We start from the raw sequence: 15,692 nt of genomic DNA on the forward strand, positions 1-15,692 counted from the left end.
TGCAATCCTCCTCTTTTTATGTTATGATACCCTATATTATGTATGGAGTGGACAGGGGAGGAAGAAGGAGTTGGAGAATCATTCGCAGCCCCAGATACGCATTTCGGTGCGGAACCTGGTGGAGTTTGTAATGAGAAGCGGTGACCTGGACAACCGGAGAACGGCGGGGGCCAGGAAGGAGGCCATGCAGGCCGGAAGCAGGCTGCACCGGAAGATTCAAAAGCGTATGGGAGCCGCCTACCGTTCCGAGGTAATGCTGCGGCATCAGGTCCGGGAGGACATGTTTGATATACTGGTGGAGGGAAGGGCGGATGGAATCATCACCGAGCCGGCCGGTGTGACCATTGATGAGATTAAGTGCATTTACATGGACGTATCCAGGCTGGAAGAGCCTGACCCGGTCCACCTGGCCCAGGCCCTTTGTTACGGATGGTTTTACAGCGTACAGAATGAGCTGGAATCCATTGGAATCCAGATTACCTACTGTAATATAGAAACAGAGGAAATCCGCCGTTTTAAGGAGGCCAGGAGCTTTGGGGAGCTGAAGGCGTGGTTTGAGGGGCTGGTTCATGAGTATGTCAAGTGGGCCAGATATCTGTATCACCACGGTATACGCCGCCAGGAATGCCTAAAGGAGCTGCCCTTTCCATATCCCTACAGGGAGGGTCAGAAGGAACTGGCCGGGAACGTGTACCGCTCTATTGCCAGAAAGCGCAACCTGTTCATCCAGGCGCCCACAGGGGTGGGAAAGACCCTTTCCACCATTTATCCCAGCCTGAAGGCCATGGGGGAAGGCCATGGTGAGAAGCTGTTTTACCTGACTGCCAAGACCATTACAAGGAGCGTGGCCGAGGAAGCGTTTTCCATCTTAAGGCGGGAGGGGCAACTTTATTTTAATACAGTCACCATCACTGCCAAGGAAAAGCTGTGCGTCATGGAGAAGCCGGACTGCAATCCCCAGGCATGTCCATGGGCAAAGGGCCACTACGACCGGGTCAATGACGCTGTCTACGAAATCATCCAGGAGGAGGACGGCATTACCAGGGACAAGGTGCTGGAATACGCAGAGCGGTATCAGATATGTCCCTTTGAATTCTGTCTGGATATCAGCAACTGGGTGGACGGCATTATATGCGATTACAATTATGTCTTTGACCCTAATGTGAGACTGAGACGGTATTTTGACCAGGGGGAGCCGGGCCAGGGCTACCTGTTTCTGGTGGATGAGGCCCACAACCTGGTGCCCAGGGCCAGGGAGATGTACAGCGCCGGCCTTGTAAAGGAGGACGTGCTTCTGGCAAAACGCATATTAAAGACACATCCCGGAGCAGGCAAGGTCATTGCCCAGCTGGATAAGTGCAACCAGAAGTTTCTGGAATTAAAGCGTTCCTACGGAGGGGATGAGGGCGGGCGCAGGACCGTGCTGGGAAGCACCTATGAGCTTTTGCCGGATGTGAACATTCTGGCACTGAACCTGATGACCATGTTTGGGGAGCTGGAAACCTTCATGAATGAGAACATGGAGTTTCCGGACAGGGACCTGGTGCTGGAATTCTACTTTGCGGTCCGGGATTTTCTCTATGTGTATGACAGGCTGGATGACAATTACAGAATATATGACCAGATTCTTGCGGACGGCAGCTTCATGGTAAAGCTTTTATGCATCAATCCGTCGGTGAACCTGAAGGAGTGCCTGGACAAGGGGGCCAGCACCCTGTTCTTCTCAGCCACCCTCCTGCCCATCCAGTACTATAAGGAGCTTTTAAGCGGCAGCCAGGAGGAGTACGCGGTCTATGCAAAGTCCCCCTTTCCCCAGGAGAACCGCATGGTCCTGGCAGCCAGCGATGTCAGCAGCCGCTACAGCCGGAGAGGGCCTTTTGAGTATGAGAAGATTGCGGACTATATATGCCGGATTGTGGAGGGAAAAAAGGGTAATTATATGGTGTTCTGTCCCTCCTACCAGTATCTCCATGCCATAGAGGATATTCTGGCAGCCAGGGAGGCGGCAGGAAGCCTTTCTTTTATATGGAACGCCCAGACCAGCCATATGGCAGAGGAGGACAGAGAGGCGTTCCTGCAAAGCTTTGAGGAGGACAGGGATTGTTCCATGGCAGCGCTGTGCGTCATGGGAGGGATTTTCTCAGAGGGAATTGATTTAAAAGAAGAGCGCCTTATCGGCGCTGTCATCATTGGAACCGGACTGCCCCAGGTAAACACGGAACAGGAGATTCTGAAGGAATATTTTGATGAACACGGGGAGCATGGTTTTGACTATGCCTACCAGTATCCGGGTATGAACAAGGTGATGCAGGCAGCAGGCCGGGTCATCAGGACCATCCATGACCGGGGAATCATCGCTCTGCTGGACGACCGGTTCCTTCGCCCGGAATACGTGGCGCTGTTCCCAAGGGAATGGGGTACCTACACCGTGGTGAACCGGTATAATGTGGACCAGGCGGTGAGGGCGTTCTGGGACGGGTTCCCTATAACATGTCCATGAACTGTCTGGCTGCCTGGGATACGGGAAGGCTTTCATTGAAGGCCACCATCATTTGGCGGGAAGGAAGCTGTTCCTTTAAATCCAGAATGAACAGGTCCTCGTCATGTTTGGGAATACAGAAATCAGGGACAAAGGCAATTCCCAGACCGATACGGGCCAGGTCAATGAGCAGGTCGTTGCTGGACAGTTCGATTTCCGGCACCAGGTCCAGCTGGCTTTTCTGAAAGACCTGATGAAGGAATTCACTGGTGGTGCTTTTGCGGTCCAGCATCATGATGGGATAGCGGAGCAGCTCCTCCAGGGACAGCGTGGTTCCCTCTAAGGAGAAGGCGCTGCGGCTGGCAACAAACACATCGTGAAATTCATTGATAACCCGGGTGTTCATACTGCCGGCCAGGGCGGAATTGGGATAGTTTGCCACGATAAAGTCAGCCTGTCCGTTTTCCAGGAATTTTGCGCACTCAATGGAAGTCTGGTTGATAACCTTGATATGGATGTTGGGGAATTCCTTGTGGAAACGGTTCAGATAGGGGACCAGGTAATAGCGGCAGATGGTGTCGCTGGCTCCGATACGCAGCTGCCCCCCGTTAAGGGTATGGGCTTCCAGCAGCTGGTTTTCCCCCTTTTTAATAAGATTCATGGCTGGTTCAATATGCTTTAAAAGAATCTCCCCTTCCGGGGTGAGCTGTACTTTCTTGGTGCTCCGGATGAACAAAGGCTGGTTAAGCTTTTTCTCCAGGACTTTAATGGACTGGCTTACAGCGGACTGGGAAATGAAAAGCTGCTTGGAAGCCTCGGAAAAGCTCAGCGTTACCGCCACATGGTAAAATACTTTATAAAGTTCATAGTTAATATCCATTATTAAGTCCTCCTTATAAACTAAGCATATCTTATCACGGTTAGCGGGGCTTTGTAAAGAGGGAAACTTGACTTATGGTTTGGCATGGATTATCCTATTAAGGATTATGGATGGAACTTGAAATTAAGGAGAATTGAAAGGACAGAAGTATGATGGAACAGGATTTTTTTGATATGTATCTGGAAGAGATGGGGGACATTACACCTTTGGACAGCAATGAAAAGGGTTCCGTTCTTGAGGGAACAGCCAGGGGCGATGCAGGGGCGCGCAGCCGCCTGGTGGAGGGCTGCCTGAGGGAAGTACTGGAGATGGTCCGGGAATATGGAGACAGCGAGCTTCCCTTATCTGATTTGGTACAGGAGGCCAATACGGCTCTGATGCTGGCAGCCATTGAGTATGATGGCAGCGAACCGTGGGATGAACTTATGACCCGCCGCGTGAAGGAAAGCGTGGAGCTGGCCCTGGAGGAGCAGAGGACGGAGAAGCAGATTGAGGAAACCATGGCGGCCAGGGTCAATGTGCTCCAGACAGTATCCCAGGTATTGGCAAAGGAGCTGGGCAGGGAGGCAACCCTGGAGGAGCTTTCCTCCAAAATGAAGATGACGGAGGATGAGGTCAAGGACATCATGAAGCTGGCCCTGGATGCTCTGACAGTCAATGGAGAAGGCCAGGCCGCCGCTTCGCAGGATGAGGAAGATACGTCCAATCCGGTGAGGAACGGCTGGAATCTGGAGGAGGGCCTGTAGATGAAACTCTATATCATACGCCATGGCCAGACCGACTGGAATGTGCAGGGAAGGATACAGGGCAGGCAGGATATCCCGTTAAATGCAGCAGGCCGCAGCCAGGCCGGGATGCTGGCTTTGGGAATGAAGGAGCGTCCGGTTTCGGCCGTTTACTCCAGTCCCCAGCTTCGGGCCATGGAGACAGCCAGGGCCCTTGCAGAGGACCAGGGGGTGGAGGTCATATCTGTGCCTGAGCTGGTGGAGATTGGATACGGCAACTGGGAGGGGAGGACTGCCCAGGATATACTGACCAGGGAGCGAAAGCTCTACGAAGAATGGTGGCAGCATCCGGCCACAGTGGCTCCTCCCGGAGGCGAGACCCTGAACCAGGTGGATGCCAGGTGCAAAAAGGCCTGGGACCGGATAAAGAGGGAGATGAGGGGGGATACGGCAGTGGTGGCCCACGGCGGTACGCTGGCTCATTTCATTGTCCATCTTCTTGAGGGCCGGCAGGATGCAGAGGAAATCGTGGTGGGGAATGCCAGCATTACCACCATGGAGTATGACCCGGCCGCCGGACAGTGCAGCCTGCTGGAGTTAAATGACTGCAGCCATTTAATGCAAAAATAATGTTAAAATATTGACATAATTTTTAGGGGAACAATTCCCAAAACACTTGCGTTCCAGGGGGGAATATATTAGAATAAAGGTAGTTTTGTAAGCGCTTACAATTTATGAATGGAGGTATTTCTATGACAGAGGTAAAAGGTAATGTAATCGTAGGGCAGTCCGGAGGTCCAACCGCAGTGATTAATTCCAGCCTGGCAGGCGTGTTTAAGACAGCCAAGGACAGGGGCGCCAGGAAGGTGTACGGCATGCTCCACGGCATACAGGGGCTTCTGCAGGAGCGGTATGTGGATTTGGAGGAGCACATCAAGTCGGATTTGGATATTGAGCTTTTGAAAAGAACGCCCTCCGCTTATCTGGGTTCCTGCCGTTTCAAGCTGCCGGAGATTTGTGATGACCGGGAGATATACGATAAGATATTTTCCATTCTGGACAAGCTGGAGATAGAGTACTTTTTCTATATCGGCGGCAATGACTCCATGGACACCATTAAGAAGCTTTCCGACTATTCCCTGCTCAACGGCAGCAGAATCCGCTTTATGGGCGTTCCAAAGACCATTGACAATGACCTGGCGGCCACAGACCATACCCCCGGATATGGCAGCGCAGCCAAGTATATCGGCGCCATTACAAAGGAGGTCATCCGTGACGGATTGGTATATGACCAGCAGAATGTGACCATCCTGGAAATCATGGGCCGGAACGCAGGCTGGCTGACAGGAGCAGCTGCTCTCGCAAAGGGAGAGGACTGCGAGGGGCCGGATATGCTGTTCCTTCCGGAGGTGACCTTTGACGTGGATGCTTTCATGAAAAAGGTGGAGGAGCTTCATAAGAAGAAGGCATCGGTGGTAGTGGCTGTGTCCGAGGGCGTGAAGCTGGCGGATGGCCGCTATGTGTGCGAGCTGACAGACGGCATTGAGTTCGTGGACGCCTTTGGACATAAGCAGCTTACAGGAACAGCCAGATACCTGGCAGAAAAAATCAACCGGGAAGTGGGATGCAAGACAAGGGCCATTGAATTCAATTCCCTTCAGCGCTGCGCGTCCCATATCGTATCAAGAGTGGATATTACGGAAGCCTTCCAGGTGGGCGGCGCTGCCGTGAAGGAGGCCTTTGAGGGTGAGACAGGCAAAATGATTATCCTGAAGAGGGTGTCCGATGACCCCTATGTGTGCGTGACGGATATTTACGATGTACATAAGGTGGCAAATGTGGAGAAGAAGGTTCCAAGGGAATGGATTAATGAGGCAGGGGATTATGTGACGGAGGAATTTGTGAACTATATCCGGCCTCTGATTCAGGCGGAGCTGACGCCTATTATGACGGACGGACTGCCCAGGCATTTGTATTATACGGATGTGGAGAGAAAGTAGGGATTTAGAAGCGCGCGGTATTGGGGCTCACCTTGCACAGGTCCTCTGCATCGCACAGCCGGAAACCCCAGTCCTTTGCTGTTTGCGGGACTGGGGTTTCCGGCTGCAGGGAGCGCAGGGATAAATCGTTTATTCTATTTCACTAATTATTGTAACAAAAATAGTAAGCATTCTAATTAATTGAATTTTACTGAAATTGCTGGGAATATAACCCATATTGGTCCTGGGCTGGCAGCCGGGCTGAAAACAGCCGGGGTACTGGCGATGGCATCATCAGTGGTACAGCTTTTTATGCTCATATACCGGCTCGGAAGTGAGCTGGACGCCCAGTTTGCCGAATACCTTGATGTCCACGTCGGACAGCATCACGGAGGTGTGGACCTGGCAGCCGCGGAGCTTGGGGAGCTGGGCCAGGGCCTTTTTTGCGGTTTGGTCAGTGGCGGCGCTCATGCTCAGGGCGATAAGGACTTCGTCGGTGTGGAGACGGGGGTTCTTGCTGCCCATGTATTTTGTCTTTAAGGTCTGGATGGGCTCAATGGCCGATGGCGCAATCAGATGGATATTGTGCGGGATGTCTCCCAGGACCTTGATGGCGTTTAGCAGGAGGGCGGCAGAGGCTCCTAACAGGCTGCTGGTCTTGCCTGTGACAATGGTGCCGTCGTTTAATTCCATGGCAGCGGCAGGACCGCCGGATACCTTGGCACGCTCCAGGCAGGGCGCAATGACAGCGCGCATGGTGGAGTCGATTTTTGCCTTGTTCATCAGAAGATTGATTTTGTATACTTCATCGGAAGTCCCTTCCTCCTTGGCCAGACGGTTCAGGGCATGGTAGTAGCGGCGGATGATTTCCTGCTTCGATGCTTCGCAGCAGGCTTCGTCGTCCATGATGCAGAGGCCGGCCATGTTTACGCCCATGTCAGTGGGGGATTTGTAGGGGCTTTCGCCGTATATGCCTTCAAAAATGGCGTTCAGTACAGGGAAAATGTCCACATCCCGGTTGTAGTTGACCGTGGTTACGCCGTAGGCTTCCAGGTGGTACGGGTCTATCATATTCACATCGTTTAAGTCGGCGGTGGCTGCCTCGTAGGCCAGGTTCACCGGATGCTTTAAAGGAAGGTTCCAGATAGGGAAGGTTTCGAATTTGGCATAGCCGGCCTTGATGCCGCGCTTGTTCTCATGGTACAGCTGGGAGAGACAGGTGGCCATCTTGCCGCTGCCCGGACCTGGAGCCGTGATGATTACCAGAGGACGGGTGGTTTCAATGTAATCGTTTTTGCCGTAGCCTTCATCGCTGACAATGAGGGGCACGTTGCTGGGGTAGCCTTCGATACAGTAATGGCGGTATACTTTGATATCACGGTGCTCCAGCTTGGCTTTGAACTGGTCGGCGCCGTTCTGGCCGCTGTACTGGGTGATGACAACGCTTCCCACATAGAGACCCTTGTCCCTGAATTCCTGAATCAGACGGAGGACATCCTCGTCGTAAGTGATGCCCAGGTCGTGGCGGACCTTGTTCTTTTCAATGTCGGCTGCATTGATGGCAATGAGAATTTCGGCCTGGTCAGCCATTTGAAGGAGCATACGAAGCTTGCTGTCCGGTTCAAAGCCGGGCAGGACCCTGGAGGCATGGTAGTCGTCAAAAAGCTTTCCTCCGAATTCCAGATACAGCTTGTCTCCGAATTCTCCAATACGCTGTTTGATGTGTTCTGACTGCATGGTTAGATACTTTTCATTATCAAATCCGATTTTCATTTCTTCTGTAATCTCCCGGTTTTTTATAATCACATACTTTTCTAGTATAGCACAATTTAATTCTGCGCGCCATAATAGTTTAATCGGATTGAAAAGGCGGGATTTGCTGCAATCTGTATCCGCAGCCGTAAAATCATACATACCGGTTGTTTTATAAGAAAAGCACTTAAAAAAGATTAAATATATTAATTTTACTAATCCATATAATCTGTGATAATATAAGGCAAGATGAAAAGGCGTTTGTCCTTTTTGCGTTGCCGCATAAATATGCCAATACAACAGGCTATGAAAAAAGCAGGAGGTTGCTAAATGAGCGTAAGACGAATATTTGTGGAAAAGAAGCCAGCTTATGCAGTGAAGGCAGGGGAGCTTCGTGAAGAACTGGAACATTATCTGGGTATCAGCAATGTGGAGAATGTGCGGGTTTTAATCCGCTATGATATTGAGAATCTGTCGGAGGAAACCTATAAAAAGGCGCTGGTGACCATTTTCTCAGAGCCGCCGGTGGACCAGGTGTATGAGGAAGAATTTCCGAAGAACCCGGAAGACCTGGTGTTTTCCGTGGAATATCTGCCGGGACAGTTTGACCAGAGAGCTGATTCAGCGGAGCAGTGCGTAAAGCTTCTGAAGGAGGATGAGGAGCCGGTCATCCGGTCCGCCACCACCTATGTGATTACGGCGCCTCTGACAGCGGAGCAGGAGGAAGCAATCAAAAGCTTCTGCATCAACCCGGTGGACAGCCGCCAGGCAGAGGAGGAGAAGCCGCAGACTCTGGTGACGGAATTTGAGGTCCCTGAGGACATACGGTATTTTGACGGATTTATGGATTCTTCAGAGGAGGAACTGAGGGCTCTTTACGGCACCCTGAATCTGGCCATGACCTTCAAGGACTTTCTCCACATACAGAACTATTATAAAAAGGAAGAGCACAGGGACCCGTCTGTGACGGAAATCCGCGTGCTGGATACATATTGGTCAGACCACTGCCGCCATACCACCTTTTCCACAGAGCTTAAGAATGTAAGCTTTACGGACGGCGATTACAGGGAACCCATGGAGGAAACCTATAAGCAGTATCTGGCTGACCGTGAAGTGATTTATAAGGGAAGGGACGACAAGTATGTGTGCCTGATGGACCTGGCTCTCATGGCCATGAAAAAGCTGCGGAGCGAGGGAAAACTGGAGGACATGGAGGTTTCCGATGAAATCAATGCCTGCAGTATAGTGGTGCCGGTGGAGATTGACGGGGTGACGGAAGAGTGGCTGGTGAATTTCAAAAATGAGACACACAACCATCCCACGGAGATTGAGCCTTTCGGCGGCGCTGCCACCTGTCTGGGCGGAGCCATCCGCGACCCGCTGTCAGGGCGTACCTATGTGTACCAGGCCATGCGCGTCACCGGCGCGGCTGACCCGACCAGGCCGCTGGGGGAGACCCTTAAGGGCAAGCTGCCCCAGAGAAAGATTGTTAACAGCGCAGCCCAGGGATATTCTTCCTACGGCAACCAGATTGGTCTTTCAACCGGTTATGTGAAGGAAATCTATCATCCGGGTTATGTTGCAAAGAGAATGGAAATCGGCGCTGTCATGGGCGCTGCTCCCAGGAAGGATGTCATCCGTGAGACTTCCGACCCGGGGGATATCATCATTCTGTTAGGCGGACGTACGGGCCGCGACGGAATCGGCGGTGCTACGGGTTCGTCCAAGGTCCACACCACAGCCTCCATTGAGGTGTGCGGCGCTGAGGTGCAGAAGGGAAATGCTCCCACAGAGCGCAAGATTCAGAGGATGTTCCGCAGGCCCGAGGTCAGCAGCATCATCAAAAAATGCAATGATTTCGGTGCTGGCGGCGTATCGGTAGCCATTGGAGAGCTGGCCCCGGGCCTTAATATTGATTTGGACAAGGTTCCAAAAAAGTACGCAGGACTGGACGGCACTGAGATTGCCATTTCCGAGTCCCAGGAGCGTATGGCAGTGGTGGTGGACCCTAAGGATGTGGACCGGTTCCTTGCGTACGCTGCAGAGGAGAACCTGGAGGCAGTGACCGTGGCAGTGGTGACAGAGGAGCCAAGGCTTAAGATGGACTGGCGCGGCAAGACCATTGTGAACCTTAGCAGGGCTTTCCTTGATACCAACGGGGCGCACCAGGAGGCAGACGTGACTCTGGAGGTTCCAAACCGCCAGGGAAACCTGTTTGAAAAGACAGAGGTGGCTGACGTTAAAGGGAAATGGCTTGACATGCTTTCCGACCTGAACGTGTGCTCGCAGAAGGGGCTGGTGGAGCGCTTTGACGGTTCCATTGGCGCTGGTTCCGTGTTCATGCCTTACGGCGGAAAATACCAGCTGACCGAGACTCAGGCCATGGTGGCAAAGCTTCCTGTACTGAAGGGCCGTACAGACACTGTTACCATGATGAGCTATGGCTTTGACCCTGAGCTTTCCAGCTGGAGCCCATACCATGGCGCTGTGTATGCAGTGGTTTCCTCTGTTGCAAAGATTGTGGCAGCCGGCGGCGATTACAGCAGGATTCGTTTCACCTTCCAGGAGTATTTCCGCAGAATGAATGAGAATCCGTCCAGATGGAGCCAGCCATTCTCCGCGCTTCTGGGCGCCTACAGCGCGCAGCTGGGCTTTGGCCTGCCTTCCATCGGAGGAAAGGACAGCATGTCCGGGACCTTTGACACGGAGGATGGTGAAATCAATGTTCCGCCAACCCTGGTTTCCTTTGCAGTGGATGTGAACAGCCACAAGAATGTGATTACCCCTGAGTTCAAGCGTCCGGGCAGCAGGATTGTTGTGTTCAGGATTGCAAAGAACCAGTATGACCTGCCGGACTACAGCCAGGTCATGGACGGATATGGAAAAATATTTGAAGATATAAAAGCAGGACGCATTATTTCCGCCTACGCGGTAGAGGGCAAGGGACTTGCAGAGGCAGTGAGCAAGATGGCATTCGGCAACAAGCTGGGTGTGAAGATTGAGCACAATGTGGACCCGAGGGATTTCTTTGCCGCGGCATGGGGCGATATTGTGTGCGAGGTGCCTGACGGAATGGTGGGACAGCTGTCCATACCCTATACTGTTATCGGCGAGGTGACGGACAGAAGCGCATTTGAGTACGGAAATGTGACCATTGCTATGGATGAGGCATTGGATGCATGGATGACTCCCCTGGAGGACGTGTTCCCGACTGCCACCGGCAAGGAGGCAAAGGGGGATGAAGCTGCGCTGGAAGAAAAGCTGTATCACAGTGGCGCAGTGTATGTGTGCGACCATAAAATCGGGCAGCCCACTGTATTTATTCCGGTGTTTCCGGGAACCAACTGCGAGTATGACAGCGCCAGAGCCTTTGAACGGGCGGGCGCAAAGGTGGTTACCAGGGTGCTGCGAAACATGAGCGCCGGGGATATCCGCCAGTCCGTGGACGAATACCGGAGAGAGATTGCAAAGGCCCAGATTGTCATGTTCCCGGGCGGTTTCTCAGCAGGCGATGAGCCGGAAGGCTCCGCCAAGTTCTTTGCCACTGTGTTCCGCAATGCAGTGATGAAGGAGGAGATTGAGAAGCTGTTAGGCGAGCGGGACGGACTGATGCTTGGCATCTGCAACGGCTTCCAGGCCCTGATTAAGCTGGGACTTCTGCTGGAAGGGGAAATCAAGGAGCAGGGACCGGATTCACCTACCCTTGCCATGAATACCATTGGCCGTCACGTTTCCAAGATGGTGTATACCAAGGTGGTATCGGATAAATCCCCATGGCTGGCAGGCGCTGTCCCGGGCAGCGTATACTGCAATCCGGCATCCCATGGCGAGGGCCGCTTTGTGGCCAATGAATCATGGCTCCACAGACTCTTTGCCAATGGCCAGGTGGCAACCCAGTATGTGGATGACCAGGGCAGATGCACCATGGACGAGTACTGGAATCCAAACGGCTCCTATATGGCTATCGAGGGCATCACCAGCCCGGACGGACGGATTCTGGGCAAGATGGCACACTCTGAGCGCCGGGGAGAGGCAGTTGCCATGAATATTTACGGGGAACAGGATATGAAGATATTTGAGTCCGGCGTGAAGTATTTTGAGCTGTAGGAAAACCAGCTGTTACCATTGGAAACCAATTGCCGGTTCAGCCGGAAACTGAATCATGTAAATGCAAAAGCAGAGCATATCACAGGCCGTTACCTCCTGTGGCTGCTCTGCTTTTTCTGTCCGCATTCCATTCCATACACCTTAAAGCGTTTTCTGGTAACCCAGCCTCAAATCGCCTGCTTCGCTGCCTTCTGTGAGAACCAGGGTGCCGCAGCAGATGTATCCGCTTTTGTCCAGGGCGCGCTGCATGGACGTATTGTCCGGATGGGTGTCAATGCGGATATTGCGGATTCCTGTTTCCAGAGCGTACTGTTCTGATTCTGAAAACAGCCGGGCGGCCAGACCACGGCCTTTCATGGTTTCCTCCACACAGACCCGGTGAAAGGCAGTGTAAGGCTCCTGGTTCAGCCAGGCGCCGTCTATGGAGGCATAGCTGGCTTCGGGACCAGGGACAATGGTTATCATTCCAATGACCTGGCCCATGTCTTCCAGCACATGAATCTGGGACCGGATAATGGAATCCTCCAGCACCTGGCGGTTGGGTTCTCCCTTCTGCCACTGGTCAATGTTCCGGGCCTTAAAGGATTTCCTGGCCTGGTCCGACATGGCCACAAGCCGGTCCAGGTCTTTTAAGGTTGCAAAACGGTATGTCATAAATATCCTCCTGTCATAGGGTGAAATATCTGCTGCCTTGCTGCTTCGCCGTGGATTGGGTTATATCCAGTATACAGCCATTATATCCAGTATACAATTGATGGCCTGCCCAGTCAATAAAAGAGGGGGAGAGGGAGGTATGGCTTCCGGTACATATGCTATTGCATTTTAAGTCCGGGCTGATTATAATTGTATATCATATGATTTTGCACAGAAGAAAGGAGCTTAAGCAAGATGAACACAGCACTGACAAGGGAGGCGGCCTTAGAGGCCCTGAAAAAATATAACAAGGAACCCTTTCACATCCTTCACGCCCTTACCGTGGAAGGAGTGATGCGGTGGTTTGCCCAGGACCAGGGATATGGGGAGGAAGCGGATTTCTGGGGAATCGCCGGCCTGCTGCACGACATTGACTTTGAGATGTATCCGGAGCAGCACTGCGTTAAGGCGCCGGAGCTTTTACGGGAAGCAGGGGCTGAGGATGGGCTGATTCATGCGGTGTGCAGCCATGGATACGGCCTTGTCTCAGACGTGAAGCCGGAGCACCGGATGGAAAAAATCCTGTTTGCATCGGACGAGCTGACCGGTCTGATTGGGGCGGCAGCCAGGATGCGCCCATCCAAGAGCGTCATGGACATGGAGGTGTCCAGCCTTAAGAAAAAATTCAAGGATAAACGCTTTGCAGCCGGATGCTCCAGGGACGTAATCAAAGAAGGGGCTGAGGGCCTTGGCTGGACCCTGGAAGAGCTTATGGACAAGACCATCCAGGCCATGCGGTCCTGCGAGGCAGCTGTCAACGAAGAGATGTCTCTCTTCTGATTTGTAAAGAAAATTCCTTCGTATATTGAAAAAAGACATGCAACGGTATATAATTGAGGGGAAATGTTGCGTGAATTTTCTGGAATGAACCGTAAGTGCCTGACTTCAGGCGCTTATCTGTTTATGAGAAGGAGGGAATGTAATGGTTGCTATGTATTTTGTAGGAGCAGGTTCGCTGCTGGCACTGTTGTTTGCTGCCTGTATGTTTGTGCGGGTCAGGAAAGAACCTGGAGGAGATTCTGAGATGCTCCGTATATCCGGAGCCGTACAAAAGGGCGCCAATGCGTATCTGAGACGTCAATACAAAGGTGTGGGAATATTCTTTGCAGCCGTGTTTGTCATCCTGCTTGCGATGGCATTCTGCGGCTTTTTGAGTTTTTTTACGCCATTTGCATTCCTCACAGGCGGCTTTTTCTCGGGTCTGTCCGGATTCATCGGCATGCGGACAGCCACCATGGCCAACTGCCGGACAGCCCAGGGAGCGTCCCGGAATTTGAATAAGGGGCTGCGGGTGGCATTTTCCGCAGGCTCTGTCATGGGCTTTACCGTGGTGGGGCTGGGGCTTCTGGATTTGACTGTGTGGTACTTTATATTGAACAGGGCATTTGGAGCGCTTCCTGAAAGCGAGCGGATTGCCCAGATTACGGCCAACATGCTGACCTTTGGCATGGGTGCTTCCAGCATGGCCCTGTTCGCCAGGGTGGGCGGAGGTATCTTTACCAAGGCGGCTGACGTGGGCGCTGACCTGGTGGGCAAGGTGGAGGCTGGAATCCCTGAGGACGACCCCAGGAATCCGGCGGTTATTGCTGACAACGTGGGTGACAATGTGGGCGACGTGGCCGGCATGGGAGCTGACCTGTATGAGTCTTATGTGGGCTCCATTGTATCTACCTCTGCCCTGGCCGTGGCAGCCGGGTACGGGGTAAAGGGCGTGGCTGTACCCATGATACTGGCAGCCCTGGGCGTACTGGCATCCATCCTGGGAACCTTCTTTGTAAAGACAGAGGAGGACGCATCCCAGAAAAGCCTTTTAAGGGCCCTTAGGACAGGAACCTATATCAGTGCGGCGCTGGTGGTTGCGGCTGCCTTTGCAGCCATCCGTTTCCTGCTGCCGGACCATATGGGCATATATGCGGCTATTCTCTCGGGCCTGGCTGCCGGTGTGCTCATTGGCGCGGTCACGGAATATTATACATCTGATACATATAATCCCACCAGGAAACTGGCCGAATCCAGCCGGACAGGAGGGGCCACGGTCATTATCAGCGGCCTTTCGCTGGGGATGCTGTCCACGGTGGCTCCTGTGGTTATCGTAGGCATATCCGTGCTGGTCAGCTATTACTGCGCCGGCGGCCGTTCTGATTTTAATGCAGGACTCTACGGCGTGGGCGTGTCCGCAGTGGGCATGCTGTCCACCCTGGGCATCACGCTGGCTACCGATGCTTACGGACCGGTTGCCGACAATGCGGGAGGGATAGCCGAAATGACCCACATGCCGCCGGAGGTGCGCCAGAGAACCGATGCGCTGGATTCCCTGGGCAACACCACGGCTGCCACGGGCAAGGGCTTTGCCATTGGCTCGGCCGCGCTTACGGCCCTGGCCCTCATCGCCTCCTATATTGATAAGGTGAAGCAGATTGACCCGTCCCTGGCCATGGATTTGTCCATCACCAATCCCACGGTGCTGATTGGCCTATTTATCGGCGGTATGCTGCCGTTTCTCTTTGCGGCCCTTACCATGGAGGCAGTGGGCGAGGCGGCCCAGTCCATCGTGGTGGAGGTCCGCAGGCAGTTCAGGGACATGAAAGGACTGATGGAGGGAAAGACAGAGCCTGACTACGGGGCCTGCGTGGATATGTGTACTATTTCGGCCCAGAGACTGATGGTGGCTCCGGCCATGGTGGCAGTCATCATACCGGTGGCAGTGGGACTTCTCCTGGGACCGGAGGGCGTATCCGGGCTGCTGGCAGGCAATACGGTCACTGGTTTTGTGCTGGCTGTCATGATGGCAAATGCAGGCGGGGCCTGGGACAACGCCAAGAAATATATTGAGAGCGGGGAACTGGGCGGCAAGGGCAGCGAGGAGCACAAGGCGGCAGTCATAGGCGATACCGTAGGCGACCCCTTTAAGGACACCTCAGGCCCGTCCATCAATATCCTCATCAAGCTGACAAGCATGGTATCCATTGTATTTGCAGGACTTGTGGTTGCGGTGCATCTTCTGTAAGGCCATGAAAGGTACGGCCGCGGGCCGGGGTGAGGACATTCTCTGCAGAAAAGTCCTCCATACAAAGACA

Annotated in this window: 10 protein-coding genes; 7 read left to right on the forward strand and 3 right to left on the reverse strand. The window is 53.2% G+C overall.

The annotated features are described in order from the left end of the window. Window positions 1-70: 70 nt before the first annotated feature. A complete protein-coding gene (locus FGS84_RS22580; RefSeq protein ID WP_138310575.1) occupies window positions 71-2,500 on the forward strand; it encodes an ATP-dependent DNA helicase in 2,430 nt (809 codons plus the stop codon). Here the strand turns inward: FGS84_RS22580 and FGS84_RS22585 are convergent. Further along, entirely contained in the window at window positions 2,484-3,359 is an 876-nt protein-coding gene (locus FGS84_RS22585; protein ID WP_138310576.1) for a LysR family transcriptional regulator, read from the reverse strand. The two genes, FGS84_RS22580 and FGS84_RS22585, sit on opposite strands and share 17 nt — an antisense overlap. A gap of 149 nt (window positions 3,360-3,508) precedes the next feature. Here FGS84_RS22585 and FGS84_RS22590 point away from each other — a divergent pair, with 149 nt between their 5' ends. From FGS84_RS22590 to FGS84_RS22600, 3 genes are all read left to right on the forward strand, one after another. Beyond that, entirely contained in the window at window positions 3,509-4,105 is a 597-nt protein-coding gene (locus tag FGS84_RS22590) for a sigma-70 domain-containing protein (protein WP_227146320.1), read from the forward strand. Further along, window positions 4,106-4,714, forward strand: coding sequence for a histidine phosphatase family protein (locus tag FGS84_RS22595; RefSeq protein WP_138310577.1), 609 nt, complete (start codon window positions 4,106-4,108; stop codon window positions 4,712-4,714). Between the two features lie 122 nt (window positions 4,715-4,836). Continuing rightward, on the forward strand, window positions 4,837-6,084 hold the full coding sequence (locus tag FGS84_RS22600; protein ID WP_138310578.1) for a 6-phosphofructokinase: 1,248 nt from the start codon (window positions 4,837-4,839) through the stop codon (window positions 6,082-6,084). Window positions 6,085-6,357: 273 nt separating this feature from the next. Here FGS84_RS22600 and FGS84_RS22605 read toward each other — a convergent pair whose 3' ends face one another. Next, window positions 6,358-7,836, reverse strand: a complete 1,479-nt coding sequence (locus FGS84_RS22605; RefSeq protein WP_138310579.1) for a DUF1846 domain-containing protein — start codon at window positions 7,834-7,836, stop codon at window positions 6,358-6,360. 309 nt (window positions 7,837-8,145) lie between these two features. Between FGS84_RS22605 and FGS84_RS22610 the strand changes: the two genes are divergently transcribed. Beyond that, window positions 8,146-11,922, forward strand: a complete 3,777-nt coding sequence (locus tag FGS84_RS22610) for a phosphoribosylformylglycinamidine synthase (protein WP_138310580.1) — start codon at window positions 8,146-8,148, stop codon at window positions 11,920-11,922. 141 nt (window positions 11,923-12,063) lie between these two features. On the opposite strand, the gene FGS84_RS22615 is transcribed toward FGS84_RS22610, so the two are convergent. Further along, window positions 12,064-12,576: a GNAT family N-acetyltransferase gene (locus FGS84_RS22615; RefSeq protein ID WP_138310581.1), complete on the reverse strand. Its 513-nt coding sequence runs from the start codon at window positions 12,574-12,576 to the stop codon at window positions 12,064-12,066. Window positions 12,577-12,810: 234 nt separating this feature from the next. Between FGS84_RS22615 and FGS84_RS22620 the strand changes: the two genes are divergently transcribed. Next, window positions 12,811-13,395 carry a hydrolase gene (locus FGS84_RS22620; RefSeq protein WP_138310582.1) on the forward strand — a complete coding sequence of 195 codons (585 nt, stop codon included), beginning with the start codon at window positions 12,811-12,813 and terminating at the stop codon, window positions 13,393-13,395. A gap of 142 nt (window positions 13,396-13,537) precedes the next feature. Continuing rightward, complete coding sequence (locus tag FGS84_RS22625) at window positions 13,538-15,622, forward strand: sodium-translocating pyrophosphatase (protein ID WP_138310583.1); 2,085 nt, start codon at window positions 13,538-13,540, stop codon at window positions 15,620-15,622. Window positions 15,623-15,692 lie beyond the last annotated feature (70 nt).

The sequence above is a fragment of the Clostridium sp. 1001271st1 H5 genome, assembly GCF_005845215.1.
In the GTDB taxonomy this organism is placed as follows: domain Bacteria; phylum Bacillota; class Clostridia; order Lachnospirales; family Lachnospiraceae; genus Enterocloster.

What these genes read in the sequence shown, in the direction of transcription:
- FGS84_RS22585 (WP_138310576.1), bottom strand. Translation starts at nt 3,359, where the DNA reads ATGGATATTAACTATGAACTTTATAAAGTATTTTACCATGTGGCGGTA.
- FGS84_RS22590 (WP_227146320.1), top strand. Translation starts at nt 3,509, where the DNA reads ATGATGGAACAGGATTTTTTTGATATGTATCTGGAAGAGATGGGGGAC.
- FGS84_RS22595 (WP_138310577.1), top strand. Translation starts at nt 4,106, where the DNA reads ATGAAACTCTATATCATACGCCATGGCCAGACCGACTGGAATGTGCAG.
- FGS84_RS22600 (WP_138310578.1), top strand. Translation starts at nt 4,837, where the DNA reads ATGACAGAGGTAAAAGGTAATGTAATCGTAGGGCAGTCCGGAGGTCCA.
- FGS84_RS22605 (WP_138310579.1), bottom strand. Translation starts at nt 7,836, where the DNA reads ATGAAAATCGGATTTGATAATGAAAAGTATCTAACCATGCAGTCAGAA.
- FGS84_RS22610 (WP_138310580.1), top strand. Translation starts at nt 8,146, where the DNA reads ATGAGCGTAAGACGAATATTTGTGGAAAAGAAGCCAGCTTATGCAGTG.
- FGS84_RS22615 (WP_138310581.1), bottom strand. Translation starts at nt 12,576, where the DNA reads ATGACATACCGTTTTGCAACCTTAAAAGACCTGGACCGGCTTGTGGCC.
- FGS84_RS22620 (WP_138310582.1), top strand. Translation starts at nt 12,811, where the DNA reads ATGAACACAGCACTGACAAGGGAGGCGGCCTTAGAGGCCCTGAAAAAA.
- FGS84_RS22625 (WP_138310583.1), top strand. Translation starts at nt 13,538, where the DNA reads ATGGTTGCTATGTATTTTGTAGGAGCAGGTTCGCTGCTGGCACTGTTG.